Raw genomic sequence first — 18045 nt, forward strand, 5'->3', positions numbered from 1 at the left:
CAATGGCTGTCGAATCAGCGCGCTCGCACAGATCGGGCGCCTGATTTGAGGTGGAATAGTCTACTCTGGGAGGGCGTGGTGGCGAATAGTGCCACCGCCCGCCGCCGACGTCCAACCGGCCCGCCGTGGAAGATCCTCGCGGGCGCCAGGAAGGACTTGCCCGTCAACTCTCCTCCGGGGTTCACTCCTTCAGGTGGCGGGTGAGGTGATGGGCGGCCACTGCGTACCGGCACTGGGAGGGTCGGAAACCGTCCGGTTGCACGCACAGTCGCCGCCAGTTGACGGAACGTCACCCGGGCCCATGGGTATCACGAGTCAGGAATGCGAGCACCGGTGCAGAAGACGCGGCCTCGTCGCACAGGCAAGCAGACGGCCTCAGAGGGGGCTGCGGAGCGCACCCCCGGATCCACCGGCCTCACCAGTACCACCAGCACCCCGAGTGTCCCGGTCGGAAAGGGCCGCCGCACCCACGTACGCACCCGGCTCATTCTCGCCGTCGCCGTCGTGGCCGCCGCCATCGCCGGGGCCGGTACCCCGTCCGTCCTCGACGCCTCCGGACAACTCAGCGACTCCCAGGACCTGGTGACGCTCGCCGAGCAGACCCAGGACGCCCTCTCGCTCGCCCACGCGCTCGCCGACGAACGCGACGAGGTCACCCCGTACGTCGCGGCCGGCCGCCCCAAGTCCAAGGCGCCCTCCGAGGAACGCAGCGCCAGAGTCGACCGGCAGGTCGAGGAACTGCGCGCCGACACCGACACGCCCGCCTCGCTCCGCGCGGACCTCGACGGCATAGCGGCCGTGCGCAGGGCGGCGCTCACCGGGCGGAGCAGTGCCCTCGAAGCCCACCAGGCCTACTCCGCCGCCATCACCGAGCTGCACGCGCTCGCCGAGCAGCTGGCCGAGCAGATGCCGGCGCGCGCCGCCGGCGGCGCCCACGCCCTCGCCGAGCTGGACTCCGCGGTCCAGCAGGCCGCCGCCGCCCGCGGGCTGCTCCTCGCGGCGCTCAACGTGCCCCGCAGCACGCAGACGGTCGTCGACCCCATTACCGGTGTGTCGACCGAGACCGTCACCTCCTCGGACGCCGACACCAAGCAGCGCGACGCCCTCACCGCCGCCGCCCAGCAGGCCCGCCTGCGCTCCGACGCCGCCGTCGCCGACTTCCGGGACACCGCGCCCAAGGACGCCCGTACCTCGTACGACTCCACGGTCACCGGTCCCGAGGTCAATTCTGCCGAGCAGTACCTCGCTTCCCTCACCGACCAGCCGGCCCTCTCCGACGGCGAGCTCGGCACCAGCGTCAAGAAGGCCGACGCCGCCCTCTCCGCCCGGGTCGACCTGATGCGCGGCGCGGAGTCCGCCCTCTTCGACCGCCGTACCAAGGAACTCGCCCAGCTCCGCGACGACGACGTCACCGCGCTGGAGATCCGCATCGCCGTCCTCGGCGCCCTGATGCTGCTCGCCGTCGGCATAGCCACGGCCATGGCCCGCACCCTCACCCGCCCCCTCTCGGTCCTGCGCCGCGGCTCCGCCCGGCTGGCCGAGGCCGCGGACCCGACCGCCGAGGAACCGGTCACCTTCACCGGCCGCAACGACGAGTTCGCCCAGGTCGTCCGCTCCGTCAACGCCCTGCACGCGCACGCCGCCGCCCTCCACGAGCGCATCACCACCCTGGAGGCCGACCGCAAGCACCTCGTCGGCCAGCGCCAGAAGATGGCCGACGCCCGCGAGGAACTGCGCGCCGAACTCACCGAATCCGCCACCAAGTTGGAGCGCCTGCGCAGCAGCATCGGCGGAACGTTCGTCAACCTCGCGCTGCGCACCCTCGGTCTCGTCGAACGGCAGCTCGCCGTCATCGAGAACCTGGAGGAGCGCGAGCAGGACCCGGACCGGCTCGCCACGCTCTTCAAGCTCGACCACTTCGCCACGGTCATGCGCCGGCACAGCGAGAACCTCCTCGTCCTGTCCGGCACCGAGCACGTCCAGCAGAGCGCCGGGCCCGTCCCGCTGCTCGACGTCGTACGGGCCGCCGTCAGCGAGATCGAGCGGTACGAACGTGTGCGCATCGCCGCACTCCCGCCGCACGCGCACGTGGCCGGCTTCGCCGCCGACGACCTCTCCCACCTGCTGGCCGAACTCATGGAGAACGCCACCTCGTTCTCCCCGCCCGACCTGCCCGTCGAGGTCTCCGGCTGGCTCCTGGAGAACGGCGAGGTCATGCTCTCCGTCCAGGACGAGGGCATCGGCATGACCGACGAGCGGATGAGCACCCTCAACTCCCGACTCGCCGACTTCGACCCGGAGGCCCCCTACGACCAGGAGGGCGAGGACGGGCTCGGGCTCGGCCTGTACGTGGTGGCCCGGCTCGCCCACCGGCACAGCGTGCGCGTGAACCTGCGCGAGCAGAAGCAGGGCGGGATCGCCGCCGTCGTCGTACTGCCGCAGGCGCTGCTGGCGGCGGCACCGGCCTCCGCCGTACCGGCCTCCGGCCCCGTGGCCGGCGGCACGCAGTCGCTCTCCCTGCCCGGTTCGGAGGCGGAGGCCAACTCCAACGTCCTCAAGGGCCGTTCGACGGACGTCGATCCTCTGGTGGCGCTCGCGGAGAAGGCCGTACGGATGTCGGACGGCGCGCCCCCCGGGGCCCCGGCCGAAACGACCATGGAACTCCTGCTTCCGGAGCTGACGGCCGAGGACCCCGCGCCCGCCGAACCCGGAGCCGCCGACGGCGAGGACATCCCACCGGGGCCACCCGCACCCGACGACGAAAGCCGCACGGGTGATGCGGGTGGGAACGAACCCGCCGACGGCGAAGCCGAGGCGGAACACGAACGCACCCCCGACGCCCCGGAGGACCTCGTCACCGACAAGGGCCTCCCCAAGCGCACCCCGAAGATCACCGCCCCTGTCCCGGCCCAGCGCCGGCGCTCCGGTTTCGTGGACGCCGAAGCCCTCCGCCGCCGCCTGGGCGGCTTCCGCCGGGGGGCGGAAGCGGGCCACCGGGACGTCGAGGCGGAGATCGCCGAAAAGACCGGCCGGACGAAGACGCCGGCCACCGAAAGAACCGAAGCAACCGCAAACGAAGCAACCGCAACCAAAGCAACCGAAGCAACCAAAACAGCGGTATCCGGAGAAGCCACGGGGGGCACTGTCGAGGAGGCAAGCAGTTGACCGCGCCCAGTACCTTCGGACTGAGCAGTGAAGCCCGCAACCTGCACTGGCTGCTGACGAACCTGGTCGAGGAGGTGCCGGGCATCCAGTCGGTAGCGGTCGTCTCCTCCGACGGCCTGCTCCTGCTCTCCTCGGACCCCGGCCGCAACGCCGCGGCCCGTCAGGCGCAGGAGGGGCGGCCGGCCGGCCCCCGCGGCTCCTCCGCCGACCTCGCCACCATCGTCTCCGGCATCGGCAGCCTCACCGTCGGCGCCGCCAAGCTGATGGACTTCGGCGGGGTCAGGCACACGATGATCGCGATGAACGAGGGCAGCCTCTTCGTGATGTCGATCAGCGACGGCTCGCTGCTCGGTGTGCACGGTTCCGCGGACTGCGACATGAGCGTGGTGGCGTACCACATGGCGCTCTTCGTCGGCCGCGCCGGGCACGTCCTGACCCCCGAACTCCGCAGTGAGCTACGGAAATCCCTCGAAGCCGAGTCGAAGGGGGGCGCCCGATGAGCAGCGGCACGCCGAACAAGCTCCCTGTGCGCGGCGGCGACCGCAAACCCGCCCGGGTGCGCCCCTACTCGCTCACCGGCGGCCGTACCCGCTTCGGGCACGTCCTGCTCGTCGAGACGTTCGTGGCGACCACGGCCGCCAGCACCGTCGCCGCGCTCGACGCGCCCCCGGAGCGCAAGGAGCTGACTGGGGGCACCTCCCACGCGTTCAGCAGTGGGGGAGGTCCGCTCACCACCCGGGTCATGCCGGAGATGCGGGCCATCGTCGAACTGTGCCGCCGTATGCGCACGGTGGCCGAGATCGCCGCGCTGCTGAGCATGCCGCTCGGTGTGGTCCGTGTACTCCTGAGCGACCTCGCGGACCAGGGAAAGATCCGTGTGTACGGCACCGGAACCGGTCACGGCACGGGCCGTCCGGACCGCGCTCTGCTGGAAAGGGTGCTGAGTGGACTCCGTCGTCTCTGACGCCGCCGCCTCCGGCGTCTCCCCCCTCCTCGACGACGAGGAGGACCTGCGGTCCTGGCAGACGGACCGCACCCGTGCCCCGATCGCCACGAAGATAGTCGTGGCGGGTGGTTTCGGCGTCGGCAAGACCACGCTCGTCACCGCCGTCTCGGAGATCACGCCCCTGCAGACCGAGGCGCTGATGACCGAGGCGAGCGAGGAGACCGACGACCTCACCTCCACGCCCGGCAAGCTCACCACCACCGTGGCCATGGACTTCGGCCGCATCACGCTCGACGACGACCTGGTGCTCTACCTGTTCGGCACGCCGGGCCAGCAGCGGTTCTGGTTCATGTGGGACGACCTGGTGCGCGGTGCGATAGGCGCCGTCGTGCTGGCCGACACCCGCCGTCTCAAGGACTGCTTCCCGGCGCTCGACTACTTCGAGAGCACCGGACTGCCGTACGTCGTCGCGGTCAACCACTTCGACGGCAGTGAGCTGTTCGAACCGGACGACGTGCGGGAGGCATTGACGATCCCCGCGCACATACCTGTAATGATCATGGATGCGCGCCGCCGGATCTCGGTGATCGAGACCCTCCTGTCCGTCGTGGGACACGCGCTCGACGAAACCCCCGAGTAGAGCCGGGTCGTCCGGAGCAGCCCCGGCCGGTCCCGAGCAGTCGCGATTTTTAGGAGTCACCACTCGCATGCGGAAGATACTCGTCGTCGGAGCCGGCCAGTCCGGTCTCCAGCTCGCCCTCGGACTCCAGTCGCACGGGTACGAGGTCACCCTGATGTCCAACCGGACCGCGGACGAGATCCGCTCCGGCCGGGTCATGTCGACGCAGTGCATGTTCGACACGGCGCTGCAGCACGAGCGCGATCTCCATCTGAACTTCTGGGAGTCCCAGGCTCCGAAGATCGAAGGGCTCGGCGTCTCGGTCGCCGCCCCCGGCTCGCACGACCCGGGACCGACCCAGCGGGTGATCGACTGGGTGGGCAGGCTCGACGGGTACGCGCAGTCCGTCGACCAGCGGGTGAAGATGGCCGGCTGGATGGAGACGTTCGCGCAGCGCGGCGGCCAGCTGGTCATCCACGGAGCGGCGGTCGGGGACCTCGACTACTTCTCCCGTACGTACGACCTGGTCCTGGTCTCGGCGGGCAAGGGCGAGCTGGTGTCGATGTTCGCCCGGGACCCCGAGCGGTCCCCGTACAGCGAGCCGCAGCGCGCCCTCGCGGTCTCCTACGTCCACGGCCTGGGCCCGCGCCCCGAGCACCCGGAGTACGACGCGGTCCGCTGCAACCTGGTCCCCGGCGTCGGCGAGCTGTTCGTCATGCCGGCCCTCACGACCTCCGGCCGCGCCGACATCCTGTTCTGGGAGGGCATACCCGGCGGCCCGCTCGATGTCTTCAACGGCGTCAAGGACCCCGCGGAACACCTCACCCTGACCCTGGAACTCATGGAGAAGTTCACGCCCTGGGAGTACGCGCGGGCCACTAAGGTCGAACTGACCGACGCGGGCGGCACGCTGGCTGGCCGCTACGCCCCCACCGTCCGCAACCCGGTCGGCCGCCTCCCGGGCGGCGGCCTGGTACTCGGCGTCGCCGACGTGGTCGTCGCCAACGACCCGATCACGGGCCAGGGCTCCAACTCGGCCTCGAAGTGCGCCGCTTCGTACCTCGCCTCGATCCTCGAACACGGCGAGAAGGAGTTCGACGAGACCTGGATGCGGGCCACGTTCGAGCGTTACTGGGACACCGCGCAGCATGTCACCAAGTGGACGAACGCGATGCTCGCCCCGCCGCCGGAGCACATCCTGAACCTCATCGGCGCGGCGGGGCAGCTGCAGCCGGTCGCCGACCGTTTCGCCAACGGGTTCAATGATCCGGCGGACTTCGAGAACTTCTTCTACGAGCCTGAGAAGACGGGGGCGTACCTGGCCTCGGTGGCCGGGGCCTGATCGGCGTAGCGGGATCGGCGCAGCGGGTCCGGGGGCGGGCGGCCGCGGGTCGGTTTCCCCGGCTACGGCGTGCCGTGGCCCTCGACGGAACCTTCCCCCGGGGTGTCGGGGAGCTTCGGTGGCACGTAGCGCCGCAGAGGCTCCCCGCCCGGGTCGGGACGTACCGCGCCCAGCGGGGGGTTGGCGGCCATCGGGGACACTTCGACCTTCCCACCGGGTCGCGGTGCCTCCACCACCATGCCGTCGCCCAGGTAGAGGGCCACGTGCGTGGCCTCCGGGAAGTACACGACGACGTCTCCGGGGCGCAGGTCGCTCAGCGGGATTCGGGGGAGTCGCTCCCACTGTTCCCGGCCGGTGCGCGGGATGGGCTTTCCGGCGTGGTCCCACGCCTGCGAGGTCAGGCCCGACGAGTCGTACGACCTCGGTCCCTGCGCACCCGGCTCGTACGGCTTCCCGAGCTGCCGTACCGCGTACCGCACCGCCCGGTCGCCCTCCGGTGTCGGCGTCCGCTCGGCGCTCTCGCCGCTGAGGGCTCCGGACGTCACCAACTCCTCCTGCGCCTTGTCGGTCCCGCTCTTCTCGAACTCGGCCAGCGCGGCCAACTGCTCTGCGCTCAGCGAGACGAGCAGTTCCTCCACGTCCTTGAGCCGCTCACGCACGTCGTTCCGCTCCTTCTTCTGCCGTGCGGCGAGGGTGAGTTGGTCGTCGAGAGCCTTACGGGACCTGCGCGCCAGATCGTCGGCGCGCCGCTCGCTTCCGGCCAGCCGGCCCACCGTCTTCGCTCGCTCCCGCGCCAACTGCCCGATCACATGCCCCTGTTCCAGCGCGTGCTGCGGATCGCGGGCGAGCAGCAGCCGTACGTACGGAGAGATGTCGGTGCTGCTCTGGTACTGCTGCCGGGCGAGCCGCCCGGCAGCCCCGCGGCTGGCATAGAGGGAGAGCCGGGCACGGGAGAGCCGGGTCTCCAGCCGGCCGAGCTCGGCGCGCCGCTGCTTCAGCTCCTCCGCTGTGGCGTTGTACGTCTCGGTGGCCCGTTCGGCCTGCCGGTACAGCCGCTGAAGGTCCGTCAGCAGCTGGGCGACGGACCGCTCGCCGGGCTCGGGTGCAGCTGCCGCGGGGAGCGGTGCGAGGACGGTCGCAGCCGCCACCGTAGCCGTACAGACCAGTCGCAGAAGCCTTCCTGACACGACATCACCTCCCGTGCGCAGCGGCCTCTCCGCTCCGCATCGTGAGCATCAGACGTGTGGGCGGGGTGCGCGCGCCGGGTGTGCGCGGTTCGGCGCAACCAGGTCACCCGTCCGCGTCGTCCGGCTTGCCGCCCGGCGTGGCGTCTGGATCGGTGTCCGGCCTGGTGTCCGGCTCGGTGTCCGGTCCGGCCTCCGGTTTGGACCACGGCCACTTCAACCGTGTCCCCTTCTTTCCCTCGGGGTCGAACTCGTACTTCCACCCCTGATGCAGCCCGAGCCTCCCCCACGCTCGACCTCGCTCGCGCGGGGGGACTTCCACGCGGCGGTAGACCAGCACGGTCGGCGGGCCGCCGGCGGCGTCCGGGACGGGGATGCGGTACGTCTTGGGCGGATGCCCGGTGGGCCCCAGCAGCACGGGCAGCACCCGCCCGTCCATGGGTCCGCCCTCGAAGGGGGTGTCTTCGCTCTTCACGGCACCAGTGTCAGCCATCCGCCGCGAGGGCCTCGACCAGCGCGGCCGTCTGCGGGTCCCGCCCTCCGGTCACCGACAGCATCGCCACGAACTGCTCGACCAGCCAGTCCCGCAGTTCGCCGACGGGCGGCTGCTTGTCCTCGTCCAGCCAGATCAGGGAGGCCGCCTCGACCGCCGTGATCCACATCCGTACGGTCATGCGCAGTCGCGGGCCGGGCTCCGTGACCTGCAGATGGCTGAGGATGTGCTCCGCGGCGGCCCGGCGTACGCCGTCCACGATGGCGGTCGTGCGGGAGGTCTCCACAACGCTGCCGCCTTGCAGCAACGCGCTGAATCCGGCGTCGTGCTGGTCGACGAACGCGAGGTAGCGGTCGAGAGCCCGCGCCAGCCGGGGGAGGAGCGGGCCCTGACGCGGCTCGTCGAAGCACCGCTGGAGCTCCTCGGCGGCGGACCGCAGGGCGGCCTCGTAGAGCTGCTGCTTCCCGCCCGGGAAGTACCGGTAGACGAGTGGCCGCGACACCCCGGCCGCCTCCGCCACGTCGTCCAGCGACACGTCCTCCGGCACGCGGTGCGCGAAGAGCGACAGCGCGGCCTCGAGCAACTGACTCCGGCGCTCCTCGACGCTGAGGCGACGGTAGGCGGGAGTGGGGGCGGAGGGGGTCATGCCGGGCAGCGTAACCGCACTGCCCGATGTCATCGCTACGCCCGCGATCCGGCCACCGCCCCCGGGCCATCACCGCGCCAGCAGCCCGGACGACCTCCACAGCCGCCGCCCGACCCCTCGCAGCACCCCGATGTCGTCCAGGAAGCCGGTCAGTCGCTTCGCCCCTGTCCGCATGACCTCCCGCCGGTGCCCGCTGGCCTTCACCTGCGCCATGGCCTCCCGCCGGTCCAGCCCCACATTCGTGTAGACCTCGGGATTCACGAACGCCACGGAGAACACCCGGGCGAACTCCCCCGACGTGACCCGTGTGAACTCCTGCGACCACCTGGGCGCCGTCACCATCTGCCGCCGCAGTTCCTCACGCGCGTACCGCACATGCCGCGCCTCCTCCACCACATGGATCCGCGTCACCCCCCGGACCAGCGGCTGCACCCGCTCGTCGGGGAAGGTCAGCCGCTGCATCCAGTCGAGGACCTCCTCGCCCAGCAGCGTCGCGGTGAAGGATCCCGGTGTCGTGGAGATCGTCTTGAAAAGCCTCCCCATGTTCTGATGGACCCGGCTCACCGGGTACCAGGGTGTGCCCCCGTGCGAGATCAGGCGCGCGAACATCTTCGAGTGCCGGCACTCGTCCTCGATCTCGGTGAGCGCGTACCGTACGTGCGCGCTCGTCGCCGCCTTGTCGTAGATGTGCCGTACGAGCAGCTGCATCAGGATGATCTCGAACCAGATCCCGAGCGAGGCGAGCGCGGCCGCCTCGTGCCGCGACAGCAGGATCCGCTGCTCCTCGCCCATCCGCTTCCACAGCGGTGTGCCGTACAGCGACACCAGCTCCGGCGGCCAGAACCACTTGCCCTCTTCGAACGGCGCCTCCCAGTCGAGCTCGTTGTCCGGGTCGAAGGAGTGCCTGGCGGAGGACGCGAGCAGCCGCTCGGCCACCTGCTCCCGGTCCTTGAGCAGTCCGAGCGCGTCGCGCAGCCCGCCGGCCGCGCCGGCTTCTGGGAGGGTCGTCATGGATCTTATGAGACTGCTTGTCAGCAAGCCCGTCAATCCCCTGTGCGCGACTTGTTGACCCGGCGTCTACTACGTGTGAGCCTGCGGAACATGCCGACCCACGACCTGTACGCCAAGGACCCCGGAGCCCCCCTCTGGCCGGTGCCCGCGACCGGCGCGGCGCGCTTCAACTGGGAGTACGACGACGGCCGGGACCGCTTACTCGCCCTCTACCAGAAAGGCAAGGACAAGCAGTGGGACGGTCAGAAGCGTATCGACTGGGACCTGGAGGTCGACCCCCAGGACCCGCTCGGCACTCCTGACGAGTCCATGTCCCTCTACGGCACGAAGCACTGGTCGAAGCTGACCGACCAGGACAAGGGCGAACTGCGCAAGCACTACGCCTCCTGGCAGTTCAGCCAGTTCCTGCACGGCGAGCAGGGCGCGATGATCTGCGCGGCCCGTATCGTCGAGTCGGTCCCCGACCTGGACGCCAAGTTCTACTCCGCGACCCAGACGATGGACGAGGCACGGCACGCCGAGATCTACGGCCGCTTCCTCCACGAGAAGCTCGGAATGCTCTACCCGATCAACGACAACCTCCAGTCCCTGCTGGGGGACACGCTGCGCGACTCGCGCTGGGACATGCCGTATCTCGGGATGCAGGTCCTGATCGAGGGCCTGGCGCTGGCGGCGTTCGGCATGATCCGCGACACCACCGACAAGGCGCTCCCGAAGCAGATCCTGGCGTACGTCATGCAGGACGAGGCCCGTCACGTGGCCTTCGGCCGCATGGCGCTGCGCGACTACTACAAGCAGCTCAGCGACGCCGAACTACGCGAACGCGAGGAATTCGTCATCGAGGGCTGCTACTTGATGCGCGACCGGCTGCGCGGAGTGGAGGTGCTCGAGAACTTCGGATTTCCGAAGGCGGAGGCCGAGCAGTACAGCGAGCAGTCCGAATTCCTCGCCCTGTTCCGCAAGTTGCTCTTCTCCCGCATCGTCCCCTGCGTCAAGGACATCGGCCTGTGGGGCAAACGGCTCCAACAGGCCTACTTCGACATGGGCGTCTTCGAGATGGGCGACTCGAACCTCGACCTTCTCATGGCCCAGGACGAGGAGATCGCCGAGCAACTGGACGCGGAACGCTTCGCGGCGGAGGAGCGGGAGCGGGTGGCGGAGGTGGAGGCGGCCATCGAGGCGGGAGCGGCCGACTCCTGATCCACTCAGCCGCTTGTCACCCCCTTGCAGTAACGTGCTGGCGTGTCCACGCCCTCACAGCCTCAGAACCCGTATGGCCAGCAGCCGCCCCAGGGCCCCTACGGCGGCCCGCCGGCCGCAGGCCCGTACGGCGCCCCGCCGGCTGGTCCGCCCGCCGGCCCCTACGCGCAGCAGCCGTACGGCCAGCAGCCCGCTCCGCCGTACGGAGCGGCCCCCTACCCGCAGCCGGGTCAGCCCGGCATACCCGGCCAGCCCTACGGCTGGGGCGCGCCCCCGATGGTCCCGCCGCCCCCGAACAGGCCCCGGACCGGCCTGATCCTCGGGATCGTGGGCGGATCCCTGGGCGGGGTCATCGCGATCATCGCCATCCTCGCGATGATCGGTACAGCGGCCGAAAACAGCTTCCCCGAGGCCAAGTTCGTCCTGAGCCTGCCCGAGACACTGGTCGACGAGCGCTACGAACTCGCCGAGGACCTGTCCGACTCCGAAGGGCAGAAGATCGAGGACGAGGCGGACGGCGCCTGGGACGCCAAGATCGCCGGCGCAGTGGTCGGCCGCTACAGCCTCGGCGGTGACGAGAACCAGGGGACCTTGGTCGTCTCGGGCATGTACGGCCGGTTCAAGAACACCGACGAGGCCCGCGACAACATGATGAAGGGCGCCGCGGAGGGAGGCGAGGCGAAGGTGTCCGTGCCGCCGAAGGACTTCCACCCGGCAGGCGCGGGCGGCATCACGGTCACCTGCGAGGTCCTCACGCAGACCCAGCTCGGCACGGAGGTGACCGTCCCGGTGTGCGGCTGGACGGACGACAACACGGGCGCCTCCGTGGCCGAGGTGACGGTCGACACCATGTCGCAGGACCCGGCCGACGTCGACCTGGAGGCCGCGGCCGAGAACACCCTGCAGATCCGCTCGGAGATGCTGAAGGCGATCGAGTGACGCCCGAGAGCCAGGAACACCCCGAGCATCCCGCGTACCCCGAGCGCCACGCCGCCCGCCGCAGCCTCGAAGACCTCGCCCTCGGCGACGCGTCCGGCCGGCGCTGGTTCCCGCTAGAGGCTGATGAGCCGAAGTGACTAGGCGGGGCAGCCCAGATCCTCCGGAACCGCCACGGTCACCGGCCCCGCCGCCCCCGGCGCGAAGGACGTCCGGAGGGTGAAGGCATACGGCGTCGGCCCGTTGGCGCGCAGGTGCAGCAGCCGTGTCTCCGCCTCCGCCACCGTCGGGCGGTGGCCGGCCGGCACCCACCACAGGGTCGTCATCGCCTCCCGCACCTGCTCGAACCACGCGCGGCGGCGGGCCAGCATCTCCCGGTGCCGCCCCTGGTACATGTAGGCGGTCAGCGCGTTCGGGTCCCGCCAGACAGACATGTTGAGGATCAGCCAGTCGTCCCCGAAGACGCTTACGTCCGTCGCGTTCCCGGAGTCGCTGCGCAGCCGCCACACGAAGCCGTCGGCGCCCTCGGCGTCGGCGTTCACGGGGTCGAGTGCCTCGACGAAGTCCTTCAGCTGTGCCGAGTCCAGCGGGGCTCGGAGGCGGGAGATGTTCACCTGGGCGAGTTCGTAGGCGGGTGTCGTCATGGACCGAACGATAGGTCGGAAGGGTACGGCAGACGCAGACACGCCTCACCACGTGAGCATGGCCCGTCTCTCACGGCGCGCCCGCCCCGCGTGAGTACCTGTGAACCACCGCCTTACGGAGGGGAAACCGCCCCCTGACCGCCCCGGCCCTAACCTCACAGGGCATGACGGGGAACTTCCTGACGACCCTCCGGTCGACCGCCCTCCGGTCGACCCCCCTCCGACCGAACCCCCTCCGACCGAACCCCCTCCGACCGACCGCCCATCGGCTGCGCGCGCTGCCCGGCTGGAACTCCATCCGCGGCCGCATGGCCATCGTCCTGGCCGTCCCGACCTGCCTCCTGCTGGCCCTCACCGGCCTCGGCGTCGCCGACCGCGCCACCGACTGGTCCGCCGCCCGCGAGACGGAGGCGCACGTCGGCGTCCTGCTGCGGGTGCAGGATCTCGTACGGGAGGTGCAGCGCGAACGCGGCCTCACCAACGGGCTGTTGGGCGGCGCGGAGCAGTACCGGGACGACGTGCGCGCGCAGCGGGGGCGCACCGACGACGCGCGGGACGAGCTGCAGACCGCCCTCTCCGAAGAGCGCGGCGATCTGCCCGAGGCCGCCGTCTCCGCGCTCGACGCCGCCCGGGCGCCCCTCGCCGGGCTGGCCACGCTGCGCGCCGACGTCGACTCCCACACCGCCGACCGCACGCGCACCCTGACCGCCTACACCAAGGCCGTCACGGCCCTGATCGACGCCGAGTCCGCCGACGCGCCGAGCGGGGACCGCCATATCACCCAGGGCGTCCAGGCGCTGCAGGCCCTGGCCCGCGCCACGGAGGCCGTCGCCCTCGAACGCGGCTCCCTCAACGGGGTGTTCGCCGCAGGACGGTTCCGTTCCGGCGAGTACCTCGCCTTCACCGAGATCCGCGCCAGCCGCGTGGCCCAGCTGGAACAGTTCCGTCACCTCGCCACCGACGCCCAGACGCCGGCCCTCGACGCCGCGTTCGAGACCGCGGCGGCCCGCCGCGTCACCTCCTACGAGCAGAGCGCCGAGCGCGGCGCCGACGGCTCCGCCATCGAGGTCGCCCCGGCCCGCTGGTGGGCCGACATGACCACGCTCGTCGACGACCTGCACGGTGTGCAGAAGCAGGCCGGTGACGCCGTGCGCGACCGCGCCGAGGACACCGGCGACGCCGCCACCCGCCAGCTCGTCGGCTTCCTGGCCCTCGGCGCGCTGATCCTCGCCGTGGCCGGTGCGCTCACGGTGTTCTCCGCCCGGTCCATCACCCGCCCCCTGGGCGCCCTCGCCGACGAGGCGGACGCGGTCGCCGGCACCCGACTGCCCGCCGCGGTCCAGCGCATCCAGAAGGCCGGCCCCGACGCCCCGCCCTCCGCCGAAGCCGGCGCACCACGTGGCGACGCACCGCAGGTCAAGGACAGCGCCCGGGAGATCACCCGGCTGGCCGCGGCCCTGCGCAACGTCGAGCGCACAGCCGTCGGCCTCGCCGCCGAGCAGGCGGTCCTGCGCCGCACCAGCACCGAGTCACTGGCCAGCCTCGGCCGCCGTAACCAGGCACTCCTCAGCCGCCAGCTCGGCCTGATCACCACTCTGGAGAGCCAGGAACTCGACCCGGACGCGCTCGCCGAACTGTTCGAGCTCGACCATCTCGCCACCCGGATGCGTCGCAACGCCGAGTCCCTGCTCGTCCTCGCCGGAGAGGAGACCCCGGCCCGCTCGTGGTCGGGGCCGGTGGCCGTCGGCGACGTGGTGCGGTCGGCGGTCTCCGAGGTCGAGCAGTACCGGCGGGTGGCCGCCGTCGACATCGAGCAGTGCGGAATCCGGGGCCATTCGGTCGCCGAACTCTCACACCTGCTGGCCGAGTTGGTGGAGAATGCGCTGATGTTCAGCCCGCCCCACCAGCCGGTCGAGGTCTACGGCTGGCGAGACGGCAGCGAGTACTGCATCGCCGTGCTCGACCGGGGCATCGGGATGACCGAGCAGCGCATGCGGGAGGCCAACGACCTGCTGTCCGGCAGGAACGGCACCCTGCGCACCACCACCACCACCCGGTTCCTGGGCCACCACGTCGTCGGCGCCCTCGCCGTCCGCCTCGGCGCCCACGTCGAACTGCGGCCCACCCAGGGCACCGGCGTCACCGCGTACGTAGCCCTGCCGAGCAAACTGGTCCAGGAGCCGTCAACGGCCACTGCCGTAAGGTGAGTTCAGCACCGCCTCCATCACCGCCCTGGCGATCGGCGCCGCCATTCCGCCCCCGCTGATGTCCCCCCGGTCCGCCGACCCGTCCTCCACCACCACCGCGACCGCCACCCTCGGCTCCATGTCGCCGTCGCCCTGCGCCCAGGACACGAACCAGGCGTACGGCACACCGGAATTGCCGACGCCGTGCTGGGCGGTACCGGTCTTGCCGCCGACCCGGGCCCCGGGGATCGCGGCGTTCATGCCGGTGCCCTCCCGCACCACGTCCTCCATCAGCTCCTGCATCCGCATGGCCGTCGCCGGGTTCATGGCCTGCCGTGCCTGGTGCGGGCGCACCGTCGCGAGGTCCGCCCCGCCGGCCGTCGTCGTGCGCTCCACCAGGTACGGCGACCGCACCTGCCCTCCGTTCGCGACCGCCGCCGACACCATCGCCATCTGCAGCGGGGTGGCCCGTGTGTTGTACTGCCCGATGGACGACAGCGCGAGCTGCGCCCGGTCGACCGAGGTGTCGAAGGTGCTCTGCGCGACGGAGAACGGGATCCGCAACGCCGTGTCGTTGAAGCCGAAGCCCTCTGCGGTGGCCGCCATGCCGTCCACCCCCACATCCGCGCCCAGCTTGGCGAACACCGTGTTGCACGACCACTCGAACGCCTCACGCAGCGAGGCGTCCTCGCACCCCTCACCCTCGTTCGTCAGCGAGGTCGTGGTCCCGGGCAGCCGGTACGGCGCCGGGGAGTCGGTCGGCGCGTCCAGGTCGGTGATCACGCCCGCGTCCAGCGCGGCCGCCGCGGTGACCACCTTGAAGGTCGAGCCCGGCGGATACGTCTGCCGTACGGCCCGGTTCAGCATCGGCTTGTCCCGGTCACCGTTCAGCCGCGCCCAGGCCCGCTCCACCGCCGGGCCGTTCCCGGACAGCACCGCCGGGTCGTACGAGGGCGTGGACACCAGCGCCAGGATCCTCCCCGTGGCCGGCTCGACCGCCGCCACCGCGCCCTTGCGCGCGCCCAGCATCGAGTACGCCGCCCGCTGCGCCGCCCGGTTGAGGGTGGTCACGACGTCGCCGCCCGGGGTCTGGGTGCGGGTCATGTCGTTCCACAGCGGGAACGGCGAGAGCATCGGGTCCGTGCCGGACAGCACGTCGTCCTCGGCGTGCTCCAGGAACGTCGTCCCGTACACCTGCGAGGCGAAGCCGGTGACGGGCGCGTACAACGGGCCGTTCTTGTACGACCGTTCGTAGCGGAGCTGCTCGCCGGTGTCCGTGGCACCGGTGACCGGCAGACCGCCGACCAGGATGTCCCCCCGTGGCTGGTGGTAACGCGCGATGTCCTGGCGGCGGTTGGCCGGGTTGCCGTCGTACGACCGGGCCTGGAAGACCTGGACGCGGGTGGCGTTCACCAGGAGCGCGACCAGCAGCAGCGCGCAGAACACGGCCGCGAGGCGGATGTACCGCGTCATGCGACGGTCTCCCCGTCGTACTGGCTGCGGGCCGAGTCGCTCACCCGGATCAGCAGCGCCACGATCGCCCAGTTGGTCACCACCGACGAGCCGCCCTGCGCGAGGAACGGCATCGCCATGCCGGTGAGCGGGATCAGACCGGTCACCCCGCCCGCGATGACGAACACCTGGAGCGCCACGATCGAGGCCAGCCCGACCGCGAGCAGCCGGCCGAAGGGGTCGCGCAGGGAGAGGCCCGCCCGGTAACCGCGCTCCACGAGGAGGCCGTACAGCAGGAAGACCGCGGACAGGCCCGCCAGCCCCAGTTCCTCGCCGGCCGTCGCCAGAATGAAGTCCGACTTCGCCGCGAAGCCGATGAGGATCGAGTGGCCGAGGCCGAGGCCGGTGCCGAGGGTGCCGCCGGCGGCGAACGCGAACAGCGACTGGGCCAGTTGGTTGGGGCCCCGGCCCGCCTCGATCGTCGCGAACGGGTGCAGCCAGTCCTCGACCCTGCCGTGCACATGCGGCTCCAGCCAGCCGACGGCGACCGCCCCCAGCGATGCCAGCAGCAGACCGACGGCGATCCAGCCGGTGCGGCCGGTGGCGACGTAGAGCAGGATCACGAACAGGCCGAAGAAAAGGAGCGACGTGCCGAGGTCCCGCTCCAGGACGAGGACGCCGACGCTCAGCAGCCAGATGGCGACGATCGGGCCGAGGATGCGGCCGGTGGGGAGCTGGAACTTCTTGAACCGCCAGATCGGACGGCCGGAGTAGGCCAGCGCGTTGCGGTTGGCGGCCAGGTAGGCGGCGAAGAACACCGCGAGCAGCACCTTCGCGAACTCGCCCGGCTGGATGGAGAATCCGGCGATCCGGATCCAGATGCGGGCGCCGTTCACGGCCGGGAAGAAGATCGGGAGAGTGAGGAGGGCGAGGGCCCCGACGACGCAGACGTACGCGTAGCGCTGGAGAACGCGGTGGTCGCGCAGCAGTACGACGATCACGATGAACAGCGCCACGCCCAGCGTCGACCACACCAGCTGGGTGGGGGCCGCCTTGTCGCCGGGTGTCTCCAGGTCGAGGCGGTAGATCAGGACCAGGCCGAGGCCGTTGAGCAGGACGCCGATCGGCAGCAGCAGCGGGTCGGCGTACGGGGCGCGCAGCCGCACCGCGAGGTGCGCGAGGAGCGCGAGCACGCCGAGCCCGGCGCCGTAACCGGCGGCGCCGGGCGGGACGGTGCCGTTCTTGGCGAGGCCGACGTCGCAGTAGCCGTACACCGAGAGGAGGACGGCGAGGACGATGAGGGCCAGTTCGATGCCACGGCGCCGGGGGAGGCGGACCGCCGGAGCGGGCGGGTCCGCCTGTGCCGCGGTGGTACCAGCGGTACCGGTGGTTCCGGCGTTGGTCATGTCCGGAACTTACCTAAATGTGCTGTGTTGTATGCCTCTGCCATCAGCACCAGCGTGGCGCGGCGCCGATGTTGTCGATGTAGCGGGCGGCGCCCCAGGCCCACGTGCCGTCCGTGAGGAGGTACCAGAGCGGGTTTCCGTCGATGTTCTCGCCCGAGGTCTTGCAGTAGATGGAGACGACCTCGCCCTCCTCGGCGTACCTGATGATCTGCCCGCCGCGGTTCGGGGCGCTGCGCAGGGCGAGTGAGCTCGCGGTGACGCGCCCCTTGTAGAGGGTCGTGCTCTGCTGGTTGCCGCCGTCTCCGCCGCTGTCCCCGCCGCTGGGACGGCCGGAGCCCTGGTCTCCGCCGGTCCAGCCGTTCGGGCGGCCGGTCCCGGAGCTGCTGCTGTCGCCGGTGGTGGGGCGGCCCGTGCTCGTGGTTGTCGGGCGGCCGGTGCTCGTGGTTGTCGGGCGGCCGGTGCTTGTGCTGGTGGGGCGGCCGGTGCCGGAGCTGCTGCTGTCGCCGGTGGTGGGGCGGCCCGTGCTTGTGGTTGTCGGGCGGCCGGTGCTTGTGGCGTTGGGGCGGCCAGTGCTGGTGGTGCTGGTGTTTCCGGTGCTGTTGGGGCGGCCAGTGCTGGTGGTGCTGGTGTTTCCGGTGCTGTTGGGGCGGCCAGTGCTGGTGGTGCTGGTGTTTCCGGTGCTGTTGGGGCGGCCGGGGTGGTGGTGCTGGTGTTTCCGGTGCTGTTGGGGCGGCCGGTGGTGGTGCTGGTGTTTCCGGTGCTGTTGGGGCGGCCGGTGCTGGTGGTGCTGGTGTTTCCGGTGCTGTTGGGGCGGC

General features: G+C 71.1%; 17 protein-coding genes. 9 read left to right on the top strand and 8 right to left on the bottom strand.

Going from position 1 to position 18045, the window contains the following annotated elements; translation table 11 throughout:
* The first annotated feature begins 321 nt into the window (after positions 1 to 321).
* The 5 genes from ACZ562_RS36895 (at position 322) to ACZ562_RS36915 (ending at position 6072) form a co-directional block, all read left to right on the top strand.
* Positions 322 to 3165 carry a sensor histidine kinase gene (locus tag ACZ562_RS36895; RefSeq protein WP_471188738.1) on the top strand — a complete coding sequence of 948 codons (2844 nt, stop codon included), beginning with the start codon at positions 322 to 324 and terminating at the stop codon, positions 3163 to 3165.
* Positions 3162 to 3665, top strand: coding sequence for a roadblock/LC7 domain-containing protein (locus ACZ562_RS36900; RefSeq protein WP_471188740.1), 504 nt, complete (start codon positions 3162 to 3164; stop codon positions 3663 to 3665). Before ACZ562_RS36895 ends, ACZ562_RS36900 begins: the two co-directional genes overlap by 4 nt.
* Positions 3662 to 4129: a DUF742 domain-containing protein gene (locus ACZ562_RS36905; protein WP_471188741.1), complete on the top strand. Its 468-nt coding sequence runs from the start codon at positions 3662 to 3664 to the stop codon at positions 4127 to 4129. Before ACZ562_RS36900 ends, ACZ562_RS36905 begins: the two co-directional genes overlap by 4 nt.
* Complete coding sequence (locus ACZ562_RS36910) at positions 4110 to 4751, top strand: GTP-binding protein (RefSeq protein WP_471188742.1); 642 nt, start codon at positions 4110 to 4112, stop codon at positions 4749 to 4751. The genes ACZ562_RS36905 and ACZ562_RS36910 overlap by 20 nt, the downstream gene beginning before the upstream one ends.
* A gap of 67 nt (positions 4752 to 4818) precedes the next feature.
* Entirely contained in the window at positions 4819 to 6072 is a 1254-nt protein-coding gene (locus ACZ562_RS36915; RefSeq protein WP_471188743.1) for a styrene monooxygenase/indole monooxygenase family protein, read from the top strand.
* Positions 6073 to 6134: 62 nt separating this feature from the next.
* Here the strand turns inward: ACZ562_RS36915 and ACZ562_RS36920 are convergent, their stop codons facing one another.
* From ACZ562_RS36920 to ACZ562_RS36935, 4 genes are all read right to left on the bottom strand, one after another.
* The gene (locus ACZ562_RS36920; RefSeq protein WP_471188746.1) at positions 6135 to 7259 is read right to left on the bottom strand and encodes a C40 family peptidase; all 1125 of its coding nucleotides are present in this window, start codon (positions 7257 to 7259) and stop codon (positions 6135 to 6137) included.
* A gap of 103 nt (positions 7260 to 7362) precedes the next feature.
* Positions 7363 to 7731, bottom strand: coding sequence for a hypothetical protein (locus tag ACZ562_RS36925; protein WP_471188748.1), 369 nt, complete (start codon positions 7729 to 7731; stop codon positions 7363 to 7365).
* 10 nt (positions 7732 to 7741) lie between these two features.
* Complete coding sequence (locus ACZ562_RS36930) at positions 7742 to 8395, bottom strand: TetR/AcrR family transcriptional regulator (RefSeq protein ID WP_471188750.1); 654 nt, start codon at positions 8393 to 8395, stop codon at positions 7742 to 7744.
* A 69-nt stretch (positions 8396 to 8464) separates the two neighbouring features.
* Positions 8465 to 9406: an AurF N-oxygenase family protein gene (locus ACZ562_RS36935; protein WP_471188753.1), complete on the bottom strand. Its 942-nt coding sequence runs from the start codon at positions 9404 to 9406 to the stop codon at positions 8465 to 8467.
* A gap of 90 nt (positions 9407 to 9496) precedes the next feature.
* Here ACZ562_RS36935 and ACZ562_RS36940 point away from each other — a divergent pair, with 90 nt between their 5' ends.
* Genes ACZ562_RS36940 through ACZ562_RS36950 form a run of 3 tightly spaced genes read left to right on the top strand, consistent with a single transcriptional unit; the run spans position 9497 to position 11682 of the window.
* Positions 9497 to 10606, top strand: a complete 1110-nt coding sequence (locus tag ACZ562_RS36940; protein ID WP_471188755.1) for a ferritin-like domain-containing protein — start codon at positions 9497 to 9499, stop codon at positions 10604 to 10606.
* Between the two features lie 42 nt (positions 10607 to 10648).
* Positions 10649 to 11545 carry a hypothetical protein gene (locus ACZ562_RS36945; protein ID WP_471188758.1) on the top strand — a complete coding sequence of 299 codons (897 nt, stop codon included), beginning with the start codon at positions 10649 to 10651 and terminating at the stop codon, positions 11543 to 11545.
* A complete protein-coding gene (locus ACZ562_RS36950; protein WP_471188760.1) occupies positions 11542 to 11682 on the top strand; it encodes a hypothetical protein in 141 nt (46 codons plus the stop codon). Before ACZ562_RS36945 ends, ACZ562_RS36950 begins: the two co-directional genes overlap by 4 nt.
* Here the strand turns inward: ACZ562_RS36950 and ACZ562_RS36955 are convergent, their stop codons facing one another.
* The gene (locus ACZ562_RS36955) at positions 11683 to 12186 is read right to left on the bottom strand and encodes a DUF3291 domain-containing protein (RefSeq protein ID WP_471188763.1); all 504 of its coding nucleotides are present in this window, start codon (positions 12184 to 12186) and stop codon (positions 11683 to 11685) included.
* Positions 12187 to 12494: 308 nt separating this feature from the next.
* Here ACZ562_RS36955 and ACZ562_RS36960 point away from each other — a divergent pair, with 308 nt between their 5' ends.
* Positions 12495 to 14393, top strand: coding sequence for a sensor histidine kinase (locus ACZ562_RS36960; protein WP_471188765.1), 1899 nt, complete (start codon positions 12495 to 12497; stop codon positions 14391 to 14393).
* Here ACZ562_RS36960 and ACZ562_RS36965 read toward each other — a convergent pair.
* The 3 genes from ACZ562_RS36965 to ACZ562_RS36975 form a co-directional block, all read right to left on the bottom strand.
* Positions 14370 to 15845 (bottom strand): peptidoglycan D,D-transpeptidase FtsI family protein, encoded by a 1476-nt coding sequence (locus ACZ562_RS36965; protein ID WP_471188767.1) that lies wholly within the window; start codon positions 15843 to 15845, stop codon positions 14370 to 14372. The genes ACZ562_RS36960 and ACZ562_RS36965 overlap by 24 nt on opposite strands.
* Entirely contained in the window at positions 15842 to 17230 is a 1389-nt protein-coding gene (locus tag ACZ562_RS36970; RefSeq protein ID WP_471188769.1) for an FtsW/RodA/SpoVE family cell cycle protein, read from the bottom strand. The genes ACZ562_RS36965 and ACZ562_RS36970 overlap by 4 nt, the downstream gene beginning before the upstream one ends.
* A 43-nt stretch (positions 17231 to 17273) precedes the next feature.
* Positions 17274 to 18045: SH3 domain-containing protein (locus ACZ562_RS36975; protein ID WP_471188772.1), on the bottom strand; the 772-nt coding region annotated here is incomplete at its 5' end.

Source organism: Streptomyces sp. NPDC040410 (assembly GCF_055595715.1).